The 13,973-nt window shown below is 59.0% G+C and carries 16 protein-coding genes; 4 read left to right on the top strand and 12 right to left on the bottom strand.

Annotated elements, in window-relative coordinates; translation table 11 throughout:
* Positions 1-124 precede the first annotated feature (124 nt).
* From accC to dsbD, 4 genes are all read right to left on the bottom strand, one after another.
* Complete coding sequence (gene accC, locus ADG881_RS06205; protein WP_007149218.1) at positions 125-1,471, bottom strand: acetyl-CoA carboxylase biotin carboxylase subunit; 1,347 nt, start codon at positions 1,469-1,471, stop codon at positions 125-127.
* Positions 1,472-1,483: 12 nt separating this feature from the next.
* A complete protein-coding gene (gene accB / locus ADG881_RS06200) occupies positions 1,484-1,945 on the bottom strand; it encodes an acetyl-CoA carboxylase biotin carboxyl carrier protein (protein WP_007148313.1) in 462 nt (153 codons plus the stop codon).
* A gap of 2 nt (positions 1,946-1,947) precedes the next feature.
* The gene (gene aroQ, locus ADG881_RS06195; RefSeq protein ID WP_007151526.1) at positions 1,948-2,388 is read right to left on the bottom strand and encodes a type II 3-dehydroquinate dehydratase; all 441 of its coding nucleotides are present in this window, start codon (positions 2,386-2,388) and stop codon (positions 1,948-1,950) included.
* 307 nt (positions 2,389-2,695) lie between these two features.
* A complete protein-coding gene (gene dsbD, locus ADG881_RS06190; RefSeq protein WP_007149739.1) occupies positions 2,696-4,576 on the bottom strand; it encodes a protein-disulfide reductase DsbD in 1,881 nt (626 codons plus the stop codon).
* A 504-nt stretch (positions 4,577-5,080) separates the two neighbouring features.
* Here dsbD and ADG881_RS06185 point away from each other — a divergent pair.
* A complete protein-coding gene (locus ADG881_RS06185; protein WP_007149006.1) occupies positions 5,081-6,088 on the top strand; it encodes a DUF2333 family protein in 1,008 nt (335 codons plus the stop codon).
* Positions 6,089-6,260: 172 nt separating this feature from the next.
* Here the strand turns inward: ADG881_RS06185 and ADG881_RS06180 are convergent, their stop codons facing one another.
* Positions 6,261-7,124, bottom strand: coding sequence for a metal-dependent hydrolase (locus ADG881_RS06180; RefSeq protein WP_050760128.1), 864 nt, complete (start codon positions 7,122-7,124; stop codon positions 6,261-6,263).
* Between the two features lie 95 nt (positions 7,125-7,219).
* Here ADG881_RS06180 and ADG881_RS06175 point away from each other — a divergent pair, with 95 nt between their 5' ends.
* Positions 7,220-8,248, top strand: a complete 1,029-nt coding sequence (locus ADG881_RS06175) for an AraC family transcriptional regulator (RefSeq protein ID WP_007148751.1) — start codon at positions 7,220-7,222, stop codon at positions 8,246-8,248.
* Positions 8,249-8,436: 188 nt separating this feature from the next.
* Here ADG881_RS06175 and ppa read toward each other — a convergent pair whose 3' ends face one another.
* From ppa to ADG881_RS06160, 3 genes are all read right to left on the bottom strand, one after another.
* Complete coding sequence (gene ppa, locus ADG881_RS06170; protein ID WP_007149355.1) at positions 8,437-8,970, bottom strand: inorganic diphosphatase; 534 nt, start codon at positions 8,968-8,970, stop codon at positions 8,437-8,439.
* A 151-nt stretch (positions 8,971-9,121) separates the two neighbouring features.
* Positions 9,122-9,490, bottom strand: coding sequence for a rhodanese-like domain-containing protein (locus tag ADG881_RS06165; RefSeq protein ID WP_039926330.1), 369 nt, complete (start codon positions 9,488-9,490; stop codon positions 9,122-9,124).
* Positions 9,487-9,669, bottom strand: coding sequence for a hypothetical protein (locus tag ADG881_RS06160; protein WP_007149352.1), 183 nt, complete (start codon positions 9,667-9,669; stop codon positions 9,487-9,489). Before ADG881_RS06160 ends, ADG881_RS06165 begins: the two co-directional genes overlap by 4 nt.
* A gap of 170 nt (positions 9,670-9,839) precedes the next feature.
* On the opposite strand from ADG881_RS06160, the gene upp reads away from it, so the two are divergent.
* Positions 9,840-10,466, top strand: coding sequence for a uracil phosphoribosyltransferase (gene upp, locus ADG881_RS06155; RefSeq protein WP_007148674.1), 627 nt, complete (start codon positions 9,840-9,842; stop codon positions 10,464-10,466).
* A gap of 54 nt (positions 10,467-10,520) precedes the next feature.
* On the top strand, positions 10,521-11,837 hold the full coding sequence (locus ADG881_RS06150) for a uracil-xanthine permease family protein (protein ID WP_007149001.1): 1,317 nt from the start codon (positions 10,521-10,523) through the stop codon (positions 11,835-11,837).
* Here ADG881_RS06150 and ADG881_RS06145 read toward each other — a convergent pair.
* The 4 genes from ADG881_RS06145 to ADG881_RS06130 all read right to left on the bottom strand — a co-directional run bounded on the left by ADG881_RS06145 (position 11,834) and on the right by ADG881_RS06130 (position 13,809).
* On the bottom strand, positions 11,834-12,256 hold the full coding sequence (locus ADG881_RS06145; protein WP_007148962.1) for a VOC family protein: 423 nt from the start codon (positions 12,254-12,256) through the stop codon (positions 11,834-11,836). The genes ADG881_RS06150 and ADG881_RS06145 overlap by 4 nt on opposite strands.
* Complete coding sequence (locus ADG881_RS06140; RefSeq protein ID WP_007149404.1) at positions 12,249-12,797, bottom strand: SRPBCC family protein; 549 nt, start codon at positions 12,795-12,797, stop codon at positions 12,249-12,251. Before ADG881_RS06140 ends, ADG881_RS06145 begins: the two co-directional genes overlap by 8 nt.
* Positions 12,798-12,810: 13 nt before the next feature.
* Positions 12,811-13,116: a helix-turn-helix transcriptional regulator gene (locus ADG881_RS06135; protein ID WP_232211695.1), complete on the bottom strand. Its 306-nt coding sequence runs from the start codon at positions 13,114-13,116 to the stop codon at positions 12,811-12,813.
* A 69-nt stretch (positions 13,117-13,185) separates the two neighbouring features.
* A complete protein-coding gene (locus ADG881_RS06130) occupies positions 13,186-13,809 on the bottom strand; it encodes a DUF2459 domain-containing protein (RefSeq protein ID WP_007151390.1) in 624 nt (207 codons plus the stop codon).
* Between the last annotated feature and the right edge of the window lie 164 nt (positions 13,810-13,973).

The following is a 13,973-nucleotide window of genomic DNA, read 5'->3' as shown; positions in this document are numbered from 1 at the left end:
TGTCGTTATGCTGGGCAGTTCGCTGGTGCGGTAATGTTTTTGCCGTTGCCGGGCCAGAAAAACAAAGGCCGCGCCGGGTTAGCGGGCGCGGCCTTTGCTGTGGCGCAGAGGAAAGAGCAGGCGCTTACTGATCGCCCAGCTTTTTCTCCAGGTGGTGAATATCCACTCCGCCTTCAATGAACGCCTTGTCCTTGAAGATTTTGTCGCGGTGCAGAGCGATATTGGTCTTGATGCCTTCTACCACGATTTCGTCCAGTGCGTTTTTCATGCGCGCAAAGGCGATGTCGCGGCTTTCCCCCCAGGTGATCAGCTTGCCGATCAGGGAATCGTAATAGGGGGGGACGGTGTAGCCACTGTAGATGTGGGAGTCCACCCGGACGCCGTTACCACCGGGTGCGTGGAAATATGTGATTTTCCCCGGGCAGGGGGTAAACCGCACCGGGTCTTCCGCGTTAACCCGCACTTCAATGGCATGGCCTTGGAACTGCACGTCGGCCTGCTGCAGCGTGAGCCCTTCGCCACCGGCAATACGCAGCTGTTCCTTGACGATATCCACCCCGGTGACCATCTCGGTCACCGGATGCTCGACCTGAACCCGGGTGTTCATTTCGATAAAGTAGAAGCGCTCGTCTTCATAGAGGAATTCGAACGTGCCGGCGCCCCGGTAGTTGATGGTCTTGCAGGCATCCACGCAGCGCTGGGCGACTTCGTCTTTCAGGTGCTGTGGGATGCCGGGGGCCGGGGCTTCCTCCACCACTTTCTGATGGCGGCGTTGCAGCGAGCAATCGCGGTCACCCAGATGGATCGCGTGGCCTGCACCGTCAGCCAGTACCTGCACTTCCACATGTCGCGGTTTCTGCAGGAATTTTTCCATGTAGACGGTGGCATCGCCGAAGGCGTTCTTGGCTTCGGAGCGGGTCAGGGTGATGGCGTTGAGCAGGTGTTTGGCTTCCTCCACGACGCGCATGCCGCGCCCACCACCACCGGCGGCGGCCTTGATGATGACCGGGTAACCAATCTGTTCGGCCATGGCCAGTGAAGCATCATCATCGTCACCGATGGGGCCATCCGAGCCGGGCACGGTGGGGACGCCGGCTTTTTTCATGGCTTCGATGGCCGCCACCTTGTTGCCCATCAGGCGGATGGTGTCTGCCTTCGGGCCGATAAAGGTGAAACCGGAACGTTCCACGCTTTCGGCAAAGTCCGCGTTTTCCGCCAGGAAGCCGTAACCGGGGTGAATGCCGTCGGCATCGGTGACTTCCGCTGCGCTGATCAGAGCGGGGATGTTCAGGTAAGAATCAGTGGATGACGCGGGGCCAATACACACGGCTTCGTCGGCCAGGCGCACGTGCATCAGGTCCCGGTCGGGCTTGGAGTAAACGGCCACGGTGCGGATGCCCAGCTCCTTGCAGGCGCGAAGGATGCGCAGAGCAATCTCGCCACGGTTGGCAATGACGACCTTTTCCAGCATGAGATGCCTCCGTTAAACGATGGAGAACAGAGGCTGGTCGAATTCAACCGGCTCGCCGTCTTCTACCAGAATGGCATCCAGCGTGCCGGATTTGTCGGCCTCGATCTGGTTCATCATCTTCATGGCTTCCACGATGCACAGCACATCGCCAGCCTGCACTTTCTGCCCGACTTCTGCGAAAACCGCCGCACCCGGCGACGGGGAGCGATAGAAGGTGCCGACCATGGGAGAGCGCACCAGATGGCCGCTGGGCGTGTTGTCTACCGGTGCGGGGGCTTCGGTGGCAGCGGGAGCCGGAGCAGGTGCCTGCGCCGGCGCTGGTGCCTGTGGCGCGGCGTAATAGTGCGCCGGCGCTGCGGGGTGGCGTGAGCCGCGGCTGATGCGGACGGACTCTTCCCCTTCACAGATTTCCAGCTCTTCAATGCCGGATTCTTCGAGCAGCTCAATCAGTTTCTTGATTTTGCGAATATCCATGTTCAGTCATCCAGTTGTTCGAGAGCAGCGGTGAGTGCCAGTGCATAGCCGGTGGCACCGAGACCGCAGATAACGCCCTTGGCAATATCGGAAAAATAAGAGTGGTGGCGGAAGGCTTCCCGGGCATGCACGTTGGACAGATGCACTTCGATAAAGGGAATGTTCACCGCCAGCAGGGCATCGCGCAGAGCCACACTGGTGTGGGTGAACGCCGCCGGGTTGATGATGATGAAGTCGATTCCCTCGGTGCGGGCATCGTGAACGCGTTCGACCAGCTCGTATTCCGCGTTGCTTTGCAGATGCTGCAGGTGATGGCCGGCCGCGCTGGCCTGTTCCTGCAGTTGCTGGTTGATATCCGCCAGGGTGGTGTGACCGTACTTGTCCGGCTCGCGGGTGCCGAGCAGATTCAGGTTTGGGCCATGTAAGACCAGAATGGAAGCCAAAACGGGTCCCCTTGCGAATTTGTCGTTATTTGCAGTGATCGTGCTGGAAAAATCCAGATTAGTCCGGGCTTTCTCGCACAAATGCAATATTAGGGGCAAACCATGACAGAAAAAAGGGCTTTACAACATTCGTTACAAGTTACCGGAAGATGTCGTGCAATCGGCACTGTTTCACGGTTTTTGTTTAGCGGGGTCCATGGCTTCTCGCAGGAGCGCCGCTGGGTGGCGCTCCTGCGGCAAGGGGATGGCAGGTTCTTGCTACGTAGCCGTTCCAGCAGCGGCTACGTAGTGCCTGACGGCGATACTGTTACAGCCCCGGCATGACCCGCTGTTCCAGATGCCTGATAAAGCGATCGGGCCCCATTTCGCCGAGCACCCGGGAATCGGGGATTTCGGCGCTGGCGGGAGTGAAGAACACCAGGGCAGGCAGGCCGAGGATATTGTATTGCTCCATGATGGCCTGGCTGTCGGCATTGATCTCGGTGATGTCCACGCGGTACAGGTCGAAGCCGTTCATGGCGTTGAGTACATCCGGGTGGCTAAGGGTGGTTTCTTCCAGCACCTTGCAGGCCACACACCATTCGGCGAAGAAATCCACCAGCACCGGTTTGCCGGCCTGGCGGGAGGCGGACAGCGCCTGCTCCAGCGAGGCCTTGCCAACGATGGTCTGCCAGGGGCCGTGGTCCTCCGCGGTTGCCGCATTGCTGGGGGCGGCACTGCCAGCCACCGGGGCTGCCGGCTGTGTCATGTGTGCCAGCGGCTGCAGCGGATCCTTGCCGCCGCTTAACGCGCCGACAATCATTACCGCGCCATACAGGGCCAGCACCAGGGCCAGGCCGCGCTTGAGGCGGGAAAGGCCTTCACCGGCAGGTTCCAGTGCGCCCAGTTGTACGCCATAGACGGCGAGCAACAGGCCGTAGAGGCCCAGGGTGATGGTGTCACTGATAATGCGATCCAGCAGCCAGATGGCCACGCCCAGCATGACCACGCCGAAGAACCGTTTGATCTCTTCCATCCACATGCCGGCACGGGGCAGCAGGCTGCCGCCGCCGGTGCCGAAGATGATCAGGGGCAGGCCCATGCCGATGGACAGGGCAAACAGGGAGGCGGCACCGGTGGCCGCATCACCGCTGGCGGCTACGTAGATCAGGGCGCCGGCCAGGATCGGGGTAACGCAAGGGGAAACCACCAGGGCTGAGATTGTCCCCATGATGGCGGCGCCGATCAGGCTGCCGCGGGCTTCCTGCCCCGGTTGATGAAGTTTGTTGCGCAGCGCAGCCGGCAGCTGGAGTTCATACAGCCCGAACATGGACAGGGCCAACACCACAAAGACCACTACGGAGGTGATGATGGCCGCAGGCTGCTGCAGTAAGAACTGCAGGTTCAGGCCGGCACCAAAAAGGGCCACCAGCAGTCCGGCCAGGGTGTAAGGCACCGCCATGCCGAGGACATAGCTGACACTCAGTGTGAAGCCGCGGGCCGCACTGGGTTCTTTCTCTCCGGCAATGATGCCGGACAGAATCGGTACCATGGGGAAAACGCACGGGGTAAAGGCCAGCAGCAGGCCGCCCACAAAAAACAGGCCGATGATCAGGCCAAGGGGCTGGTCCTTCATCCACTGATTGAAGGCGTTGGCATCTTCGGACTGCAGTGTGTCGAGAAAGCCTGGGCCAGCGCTGGAGTCAGACGCCGCTGCTGGCGGAGCGGCCACCGGCTTTTTTGTCGGTTGAGGATTGGCGAACTCGAAGGTTTTTTGGGTTGGGGGGTAGCACAGGGTGTCTTCAATGCAGCCCTGGTAGCGCACTTCCAGTTCCGTATCCACCAGGGGCACGCTATTCAAGGGGAGTGCCAGATCCAGGCGATCGAAGTACACCTGGACGTCGCCGAAGATTTCGTCGGTTTTGGCTTTGCCGGCGGGCAGGGTCAGTTCGGCAAAATCGTTGATCACATTGCCGTTGGTGTCGCGCAGTGTGAATCCAAAACGGTGCTGGTAAAGATACACCTCGTCGATCAGCTCGAAATTCAGCAGCAGTTGCTGGTTATCCCAGTCCGCATCGGCCACCAGCTGGATGGCTTCATCCACGGTCGGCAAGCGTTCTTCTTCGCCGAACAGGTTGTTGGCGCTAGCCCAGGACAGTGGGGCCAATAGAACGATGGCCACCAGGAAACGTTGCCAGCACTGCTTCATTCGATACTCCTCTCCGGTGCCGTATGCGCCAGATTGCGTGACGCTTGGATGTAAAAACAGGCACTTAGTTTCATTCGTTTACTTTAAGGCCAGGTTAACCGGTGCGGGTGCGGAGCGTTTTCGCCCGTTACCTGTTTACCTGCTAATGGCAGAGCGGATCAGCTGGCGTACATGGGAGGCTGCTCCCGGCAATAGGGCGCTCCTCGCTGGCGCAGTTTAACCAAAAAGCCCATGGCTGTAGACCAGCAGTGGCGCCACTGATGTGGATAGAGTTTGCGTGTTTGTCGGGCAGGGCCAAGGGGGCGAGGTATCAATGGCAGGATGGAGAGCGTGGATGGTGTAGCGGTTGTGGATTGTAGGTGGTGTTTTGTCTCTCTATGGTGGAACCTTGCCAATAAGAGGGAAAGTTGCGACCCCGGCCAGAAGGTAATTGCCTGCAGCTTGTGTGGGTGGTGAGCTATAGTGGTAAGCGGAGTAGTGGCTTGAAGGATCCTGGGAGTGGTCATGAGTAACGATAAATTCAGTGAAAAGATGGGGGATGCCATGCTGGATCCTCGCAATAATCGAATCTGGAAGGGTTTGTTCTGGTTGCTTGGTTTGCTGTTGTTGGTCGACGTGCTGCTGGGCTGGTACTGGAGCCAGGAGCCCGAGTTGCGTGAAGTGACGGCGAAAGCGGATGCCGTGCGGGGCGAGACTACCGCGCGGGAGCTGATTTTTGTTGCCGATACCCTGCTGTCCAAGCCCGGTGGTTACCTCAGTAATGATGTGCTTCCGCACCGTCTGTGGCTGGATAACATGCCCGCCTGGGAATATGGCGTATTGGTGCAGGTGCGCGATTTCAGCCGGGTATTACGCCGGGACATGAGCCGCTCTCAATCCCAGAGTCAGGAAGATAAAGACCTGGCTATTGCCGAGCCGCAGTTTAATTTCGATGCCCAAAGCTGGGCCATGCCGGCCACGGAAAGCGAGTATCGCCGGGGCATCAAGGCGTTGCAGCGCTATGTGGATCGGCTGACGGATGCCAATGAGAACGACGGCAAGTTCTACGCCCGGGCCGATAACCTGAACTATTGGCTGAATGAGGTGCAGACCCGGTTGGGGTCCCTGAGCCTGAAACTGAGCCAGAGTGTCGGGCGCAGCCAGCTGAACGTGGACAAGGATGGCACCATCGTGGCAGCCAAGCCGGAGAGCGACGAAGACTTCGTCAAAACCCCCTGGCTCAAAATCGATGATGCGTTTTACGAAGCGCGTGGTGCCACCTGGGCCCTGGCCCAGTTGATGCGTGCCGCCGAGGTGGATTTCGCGGATGTGCTTCGCAAGAAGAACGCCACTATCAGTTTCCGGCAGATGGTCCGTGAGCTTGAAGCGACCCAGGAAACGGTGTGGAGCCCACTGATTTTGAATGGGGATGGGTTTGGCATGCTGGCAAACCATTCCCTGGTCATGGCCAACTATGTGTCACGGGCCAATGCCGCGCTGATCGACCTGCGGAAATTGCTGCAGGAAGGGTGAGAAAGCAATTAATAGTTAACAGTGAATAATTAATCGCTGCGCGCCTAGCGCCAGTGATTTCTTGAAGCTAAGAGGCCGCGCCCAAAGGTTGGGCGCGGCCTTTTTTGGCGTTAAGGCAAAACAGACAGGGTTCGCGACGTTATTAACTATTAATTATTCATTATTAATTGATTTACGCCGCGTTCTTCTCCTTCGGCGCCGGCAGGCTCTTACGCCATTCTTCGATCAGTGCGCTGTTATCGTCATCCCAGGGGTGGAAGCCGGGTTTCAGGTAGCTGAACCAGGCGGGGATGATGCTGCTGATCACGCCCCTGTAGCCGAACCCTTTCCACAGCCCTTTGGCCAGGGTGAGGGGCTTACGGTGGACATCGTCACGCTTGAGCATCTGCCAGGTGAAGTAGCTGGAAAAACCGATCAGGTAGGCGGTGCTGGAGAGGAACAGGCGTTGGCGTTCCAGGTAGTTACCGTTCACGTCCGTGTACAGGTCGTAGGCCACTGCCTTGTGTTCGGTTTCTTCAATGGCGTGCCAGACCCACAGGTCGCGCACCGCCGGGTCCATCTTTTTCATCAGGTCCGGGCGACGCAGAATGGCGTCGGCCAGAATGGCAGTGAAGTGCTCCAGGCCGGCGGTGGCTGCCAGCTGCTGGCGTTTGCTCATGTATTTGCGGGCACCGGCCAACAACTTGTTGGTGACACCGAGGGCATGGGCAACGATGTCGTCATATTTGCCATCGGCAATCAGATCATTGAAGGCCTGATGTTCCAGGGAATGCATGGCTTCCTGGCCAATAAACCCGGAAATATCCTTCTGGCGATCCTTGTCCTCTACCTGGTCGCGCAGGGCACGCACAGAATCCACGAAGAAACGCTCACCGTCGGGAAAGGTCAACGACAGGATATTCAGCAGATGGGTCAGCACCGGGTCGTTATCGAACCAGTAATCATCGTGTTGCATGCCATCGAAGGAAAATCCCATACGGCGGGGTACGATGGGCACAACCGGTGCCTTATGTTTTTTTGTCAGCGGCAATTTCATGTTGGCTCCTGGCGCAAATGCCATTGGTGACATTGTTCAATGACAACTACTATGCAGGCAGAGATAACCAAGTTCTTGTCGTGGAGGGCCAACAAATGGTGAGTTCGGGCCGCACCTGGGGAAATGCCGGGGTGCCGGGCATCTATGTGGTGCTGTTGTACGACCTGTTGGTGGCCTTGAAGCTGGATGCGCCGACCCTGCTGGTGGGGTTGGGGGTGAGTCGGGATGAGCTGCTGGCGGTGGATCGCCGGGTCTCCATGTCCCTGGCCCAGACAGTGGCCGAGCGCGGGGTCGAAATGGTGGGCGATCGTGGTCTGGGGTTTCGTTATGCCCGAGCCATGAGCATTACCCTGCATGGCCCGGTGGGGCTGTTGGCCTTGTCCAGCGCCAGCGCTCAGGATGCCCTCGATGCGGCCTGCCGGTTTCTCGGCCTGCGCGCCCCGTTTCTGGAAATTCATCAGGCTCGCCATGCGGAGCAGGCCCATCTTCAATTACGCAGCACACGCCCGTTAGGGGTGGCCCATGATTTTATTATCGAGGCCATGCTGGTGGGGCTGGCGTTCATGATCGAACAGCTGTTGGAGAGCTTGCCGGAGGGGCTGGAGATTCACCGTCGCGGTCCCGCGCCGGCCTGGTTGGCGGCGCTGCGGGACGATGTGGGGGTGCCGGTGCGGTTTGATCAGTCGGAAGACGCGCTGGTGTTTCCCTTGTCTGCGCTGGAGGCCCGGCCGCGTCTGGCGGACCCGCAGGTGGCAGCGATTGCCCGGGAGCAGTGCGAGATGGAGTTCCGTCAGTGGCGCACGGAAGAAGATGGCGTGATGGCGGAGCGTATCCGCGCAGCGTTGCAGGACCATGCGGCGCCGTTGCCATCGCTTGAAGGCATGGCGGATCGGTTGGCGGTGTCTGCCCGCACCCTGAAGCGTCACTTGCAGCAGGCCGGGTTGAGCTATCGCCAGTTACAGGATGAAGAGCGCTACCGGCAGGCTTGCCGTTTGTTGGCGAAGGCGGAGAAGAGCATTAGCGAGGTGGCTTATCACCTTGGTTACAACGATGTGGCGAACTTCTCCAAGGCGTTCAAACGCTGGAGTGGGCTGACTCCGAAGGGCTATCGGGAGCAACACTAGCGGGTGTGAGAGGCGAGTAACGAGTTTCGAGTTGCGAAGATCAAAACCTTTACAGGCCAAGCGCTTCGGTTTTTGCTTTTCGAAACTCGAAACTCTTGCCCCGTGCTTCTCAAAACAAAAAGGCCGCGCCCGGGTAACCGGGCGCGGCCTTTTTGTCGCTGGCGTTGTTCTGCCAGTCTCGTGTCGGCTTACTTGGCGTTCTCGTAAGCTTCGACAGATTTGATGATCTCGGCTTTGGCCGCTTCGGCGCCATCCCAGCCATCAACTTTCACCCACTTGCCTGCTTCCAGCTCTTTGTAGTGCTCGAAGAAGTGCTTGATCTGGGCCAGCAGCAGCTCGGGCAGATCGTTGATGTCTTTCACGTTGTCGTAGATCTTGGTCAGCTTGGTGTGCGGTACCGCCACCAGCTTGGCATCTTTACCGGCTTCGTCGGTCATGTTCAGGATGCCCACCGGGCGACAGCGAATCACGGAGCCGGGTACCACCGGGTAGGGGGTGACAACCAGTACGTCCAGCGGGTCGCCGTCTTCGGACAGGGTGTTGGGGATGTAGCCGTAGTTGGCCGGATAGAACATGGGGGTTGCCATGAAGCGGTCTACGAATACGGCGTTGCTGTCTTTGTCGATCTCGTACTTGATCGGGTCAGCGTTGGCCGGGATCTCGATGGCCACGTAGATGTCTTCGGGGAGGTCTTTCCCGGCGGGAACCTTAGCAAAATCCATGGTCTGTCCTTCTCAACAGGGTTGGTGGTGGGCGCGGATTATAGCAATGGCAGCGGGCTGCGGCTAATCGCCGAAGGTCGAACCCGCCTATGGAATAGGAATATCCTTATTCCACAGGCGGTCAGGGGGATGGTGGTGGGCAAATCGGTGCTTATTGGGCTGACTTCCAGCCCGGGTAATCCCCTTGTAGTAGCTTCACGTTCTTGAAGCCGGCATTTTCCAGCACGGTGGCAGCAGCACTGGCGCGGCGGCCAGACTGGCAATACAGCACAATATCTTCCTTGCGGTACTGCTCCATCATGTCCAAGTGGTGCTCCATCTGCTTGGCGGGGACCATGATGGCGCCCGGAATATGCCCAGCCAGATATTCATCCTCGTCACGCACATCGATAATGATGGGGGCTTTGCCGTCCTGCATTTGCTGCTTCAGTTCGCTCACCGAGAGGCTGTCAGCGGCCCATAGTGGAGCAGAGAGTGCGTTCAGCACGGCGAAAATTGAAATAATCAGATAACGTTTCATGGTGGTGACTCCTGTCGATTTTCCCATTCCTGTAGTTCCTCCCACAGTTTTTCGGCGTCGCGTACCATGCTGGCGATGGACGGCTTGGCGGACGGGTTGGAAAAACTGGCCGCCAGAGCTCGGCTGGCACACTCATAAACAAACGCTTTTTGGTTCATTTCGGCAAGGGTTTTGTTCACGATTTCTCCCTGTTTTTCTTTTTGTTGACGTTAGCACTCGCTCCTCGCCGACGATAGGCCCGGTGCGGGACAGCGTGTGCACCGGTGACATTTTCGCTGTAGCCGTCACAATATCGCCATTGCCGGAGTGATCCGTGTCCCGTTCAGCTTGTATCAAGGAGCCTGCCACTATGAGTGTCCACGAAATTCGCCACCCGCTGGTTAAACACAAGCTTGGCCTGCTGCGCCAGAAAAGTCTGAGTACGCGCAGCTTTCGCCAGCTCACCGCGGAAGTGGGCAGCCTGCTGACCTATGAAGCCACCAGCGACCTGGTGCTGGAGGATTATCAGGTGGATACCTGGATGGGCAAGGCGCCGGCCCAGCGCATCAGAGGCAAGAAAATCACTGTGGTGCCGATTCTGCGGGCCGGGCTGGGCATGCTGGACGGGGTGCTGGAGCTGATCCCCAGCGCCAAGGTCAGCGTGGTGGGCGTGTATCGGGATGAGGCAACGCTGCAGCCGGTGGCTTATTTCGAGAAGCTGGCCCACGATATCGACGAGCGCATGGCGCTGGTGATCGACCCCATGCTGGCCACCGGGGGCTCCATGCTGGCCTGTATCGATATGCTGAAAAAAGCCGGTTGTACCCAGATTCGTGCCCTGGTGCTGGTGGCGGCACCGGAGGGCATTCGCAAGGTTCAGGAGGCGCACCCGGATGTCTCCCTTTACACCGCTTCGGTGGATCAGGGCCTGAACGACGAGGGCTATATCATGCCGGGCCTGGGAGATGCCGGAGACAAGATTTTCGGGACCAAATAACCGGGCATCGCCCGGTGATCCAAGCCACAGGCAATCACAAATCAGGAGCTGTACATGAGCCAGGCCGGCGGATTCTGGAACTGGAAGATTATTCTCATCGGCGCGCAGATGCTGTTTGTGGCTTTTGGGGCCATGGTATTAATGCCGTTACTGACCGGGCTGGATCCCAGTGTGGCGCTGTTTACCGCGGGGCTGGGCACATTGTTGTTCCAGTGGATTACCCGCCGCTCGATTCCTGTTTTCCTGGCGTCCTCGTTTGTCTTTGTGGCACCCATTTCCCATGGGGTACAGCAGTGGGGCGTGCCGGCCACCATGGGGGCGTTGTTCTGTACCGCTGTGGTCTATGTGATTCTGGGGGCATTGGTGAAGTGGCGGGGGCCGGGCTTTCTGCATCGCCTGATGCCGCCGGTGGTCACCGGCCCCATCATCATGGTGATCGGGCTTAGCCTGGCGCCCACGGCGGTGAACTTCGCCATGGGTATGTCCGGTAATGGCGAGATGCAGATGTTCCCTTACGGGGATGCCCTGCTGGTTTCCATGGTGTCGCTGCTGACCACCATGTTGGTGGCGACGCTGGGACATGGTCTGTTTCGGTTGCTGCCGATCCTGTGTGGCGTGGTGGCGGGTTACCTCACCGCACTGGCCATGGGGATGGTGGATTTTTCCGGGGTGAATCAGGCGGGCTGGTTGTCGGTGCCGACCTTTATTGCGCCCACGTTTTACTGGCCCGCGATCCTGTTCATGGTGCCGGTGGCGTTGGCCCCTGCCATTGAGCATGTGGGTGATGTGCTGGCCATCAGCAATGTCACGGGCAAGGACTACATTCGCAAACCCGGCCTGCATCGCACGCTTACTGGCGATGGCGTGGCGAGCATGGTGGCGGCCCTGTTTGGCGGCCCGCCCAATACCACCTATTCGGAAGTCACCGGCGCGGTGATGCTCACCCGGGTGTTCAATCCGGTGGTCATGACCTGGACTGCTATTTTCGCCATCCTGCTGGCGTTTATCGGCAAGTTCGGCCTGCTGCTGCAAAGTATTCCCACGCCGGTCATGGGCGGCATTCTGATTCTCATGTTCGGGTCGATTGCCAGTGTGGGCATGAATACCCTGATCAAGGCGCAGGTGGATCTGCACGCTCAGCGCAACCTGGTGATTGTGGCGGTTACCCTGATCTTTGGGATCGGTGGCATGGCCATGGGGAACGGTGACTTTACCTTGCAGGGCATCAGTCTGTGCGGGCTGGTGGCGGTGTTTCTGAATCAGGTCTTGCCCCATGCACCGCCCGTCACGGATGACCTGCATGAAGAGCAGGAGTACGTGGAGGACTTGCTGGAGCACGCTCGCAAAAACGAGCGTGATGACCGCTCTTAGCCATGGTTATTCGCTTCACCGGGTGCGGTGACAGACAGCTGCCACGACACTCCGAAGCGGTCCTGCACCCAGCCGAAGCAGGGGCTGAAATCATAGCTGTCCAGGGGCATCAGCACGGTGCCGCCGTCTGCCAGTTTTGCAAACGTGTCGGCCACTGCCTGTTCGTCCTTCAGGGCAAGGCAGAGGGAGGCGGATGGGGTGAAATCAAAATCGTGGGGCACAGGGCTGTCAAAGCAATGTATCCGCACGTTGCCGATACGGCACCAGGCGGTTTTCACCTGGCCGATTTCACCCATCTCGTCCGGGCCGTAGACGGTTCGGCTCAGCAGCTCGAACGGAGCGATAGCGCTGTCGTAGAGATCGAGGGCAGCGTTGGTCCGGCCCTGAAACATCAGTTGCACGGTTAGCGTGTCAGTCATGCGGGGCCTCGCTTTCCTGCAAAACGCGCTGATAGTGCGCTTCCCATTGTGTGTGTGTTGGCCAGAAGGGCGAACGGGGTTGGCCGTTCAGGTCTTCGACCAGAATGCCCAGATGGGTGTGCCAGCCGCTGGCGACACTGATGCGGGTGTTTTCGTCAGCGGGCAAGCGACGGTGGGTAAGCCGTAGATGAACTTGGTCGCCCTGCGCGCTCAGGGAAAAAGTGACTTCGCCTTCATTGTCACCCCAGGTATGGGCCAGCACATGGGGTGGCTCAAAGCGGGTAATGATGCCGGTCAGCGTGGCCTGGTCTTCCATGGATTTGTACTTGTCCGGGGCCGGCTGGATATCCTCCGACAAATCCTGATGACGGAAATGAATCACCACCGCGCCACCCACAAATTCGCCCAGGGTTCCGCCGCCCAGCCAGCGAGCGCGTTTGTCCGGGTCGGTCAGGTAGGCCCATACCCGCTCAATGGGGCCGGGCAGGGTGCGTTCTACCGTCAGGGTAGTCGCGTCGTCGAATCGTACATCGGTTTCCATCTCAAACCTCCTGTCAGTCTCCGTCCTTGAGCGCCTGTTCCAGCGCGTCCAGTTTGTCGTTCCAGAACACCCGATAGCGTTGTAGCCAGGCGTCTGCCTCCGCCATGGGGGCGGCGTTCAGTCGGCAATGGTGCTTTCGGCCCTGCACCTCGCGGATAAGCAGCCCGGCCTTCTCCAGCACTTTGACGTGCTTGGAGGCGCCAGCGAATGACATGGCGAAAGGCTCTGCCAGTTCGCCCACGTTGCAAGGGCCCTGTTCCAGTTGTTGCAGCATGGCCCGCCGGGTGGGATCGGCAAGAGCAGCAAAGACAGCATCCAAGTGTTGATCGTTTTGTTTAACCATAAGGTTTAATTTATAGGGGCAAAAATAAATATTCAACCATTTTGTTTAATAATGGTTGGCTTCCCGACAGGCGGTGCGTCCGGTGAGTTGCTGCATGACACCGTCGGCGGTCAGCGTCAGGTAATCCATGGGAATATCGAGAGCCTTGAGTCGCCGGGCCGTCCAGCTGTTACAGGTATTGCCGAGCCAGAAGATACCGTGCGCGGGAAAGAAACGGCTGTCGCCATACAGCCCGGGGTCGGCGTTGGAGGGGGTGCCGTTATCGTCCAGCACGAAGTCGCTGGCGATTGCCCGTTGCAGTGCCGCCAGTTGCGTGCTGCTGACGCACAGCGGCTGAATGTCCCCGTGGGGGAGCGTTTCGGGGTGCCGGTCCAGTGCGACCACATGCAGTACGCTGTTCGTTGGCCACAACATGGCGCGGACCAGTCGCCAGGTGCTGTTGTCCTGGCGGTAGAAGGCATCATCACCCCAACCCATTTCATAGTAGGCGGGTTTCGAAAAATAGGCAGGGAGAAACTGCAGTGCAGGATCGAGCTGCTCCGCAGGGAAGGCAATACCCGTATGCCAGCGATGGCGTACTACCAGTACGGTCACCTTGCTGTCATCGGCCGGGCTCCCGCCCGGTAACGACAAGAGCGCAGCAAGCATCACTACAGCAAAACGTATCATGGCCCCAGTGTAGCCGGTGATCTGATGGCGATCATGTGCAAGCGGGGCGTGATCTTGTAACGTCAATAAACCCGGCGAAGCCGGGTTCGGCATGGTCAATACCTGCCCGCGGCAAGACCGGACTGGAATCAACCGCTACCCACGGGCCATTCAGGGAGAGAAGA

The organism is Alcanivorax sp. DG881, from assembly GCF_000155615.1.
Lineage (GTDB): Bacteria > Pseudomonadota > Gammaproteobacteria > Pseudomonadales > Alcanivoracaceae > Alcanivorax.
Note: the sequence above shows the minus strand (reverse complement) of the source record. Positions and strands in the feature narration are given on the sequence as shown.

Coding starts and splice junctions, on each gene's coding strand:
- accC (WP_007149218.1), bottom strand. CDS start 1,471: ATGCTGGAAAAGGTCGTCATTGCCAACCGTGGCGAGATTGCTCTGCGC.
- accB (WP_007148313.1), bottom strand. CDS start 1,945: ATGGATATTCGCAAAATCAAGAAACTGATTGAGCTGCTCGAAGAATCC.
- dsbD (WP_007149739.1), bottom strand. CDS start 4,576: ATGAAGCAGTGCTGGCAACGTTTCCTGGTGGCCATCGTTCTATTGGCC.
- ADG881_RS06185 (WP_007149006.1), top strand. CDS start 5,081: ATGAGTAACGATAAATTCAGTGAAAAGATGGGGGATGCCATGCTGGAT.
- ADG881_RS06180 (WP_050760128.1), bottom strand. CDS start 7,124: ATGAAATTGCCGCTGACAAAAAAACATAAGGCACCGGTTGTGCCCATC.
- ADG881_RS06175 (WP_007148751.1), top strand. CDS start 7,220: ATGGTGAGTTCGGGCCGCACCTGGGGAAATGCCGGGGTGCCGGGCATC.
- ppa (WP_007149355.1), bottom strand. CDS start 8,970: ATGGATTTTGCTAAGGTTCCCGCCGGGAAAGACCTCCCCGAAGACATC.
- ADG881_RS06165 (WP_039926330.1), bottom strand. CDS start 9,490: ATGAAACGTTATCTGATTATTTCAATTTTCGCCGTGCTGAACGCACTC.
- upp (WP_007148674.1), top strand. CDS start 9,840: ATGAGTGTCCACGAAATTCGCCACCCGCTGGTTAAACACAAGCTTGGC.
- ADG881_RS06150 (WP_007149001.1), top strand. CDS start 10,521: ATGAGCCAGGCCGGCGGATTCTGGAACTGGAAGATTATTCTCATCGGC.
- ADG881_RS06145 (WP_007148962.1), bottom strand. CDS start 12,256: ATGACTGACACGCTAACCGTGCAACTGATGTTTCAGGGCCGGACCAAC.
- ADG881_RS06140 (WP_007149404.1), bottom strand. CDS start 12,797: ATGGAAACCGATGTACGATTCGACGACGCGACTACCCTGACGGTAGAA.
- ADG881_RS06130 (WP_007151390.1), bottom strand. CDS start 13,809: ATGATACGTTTTGCTGTAGTGATGCTTGCTGCGCTCTTGTCGTTACCG.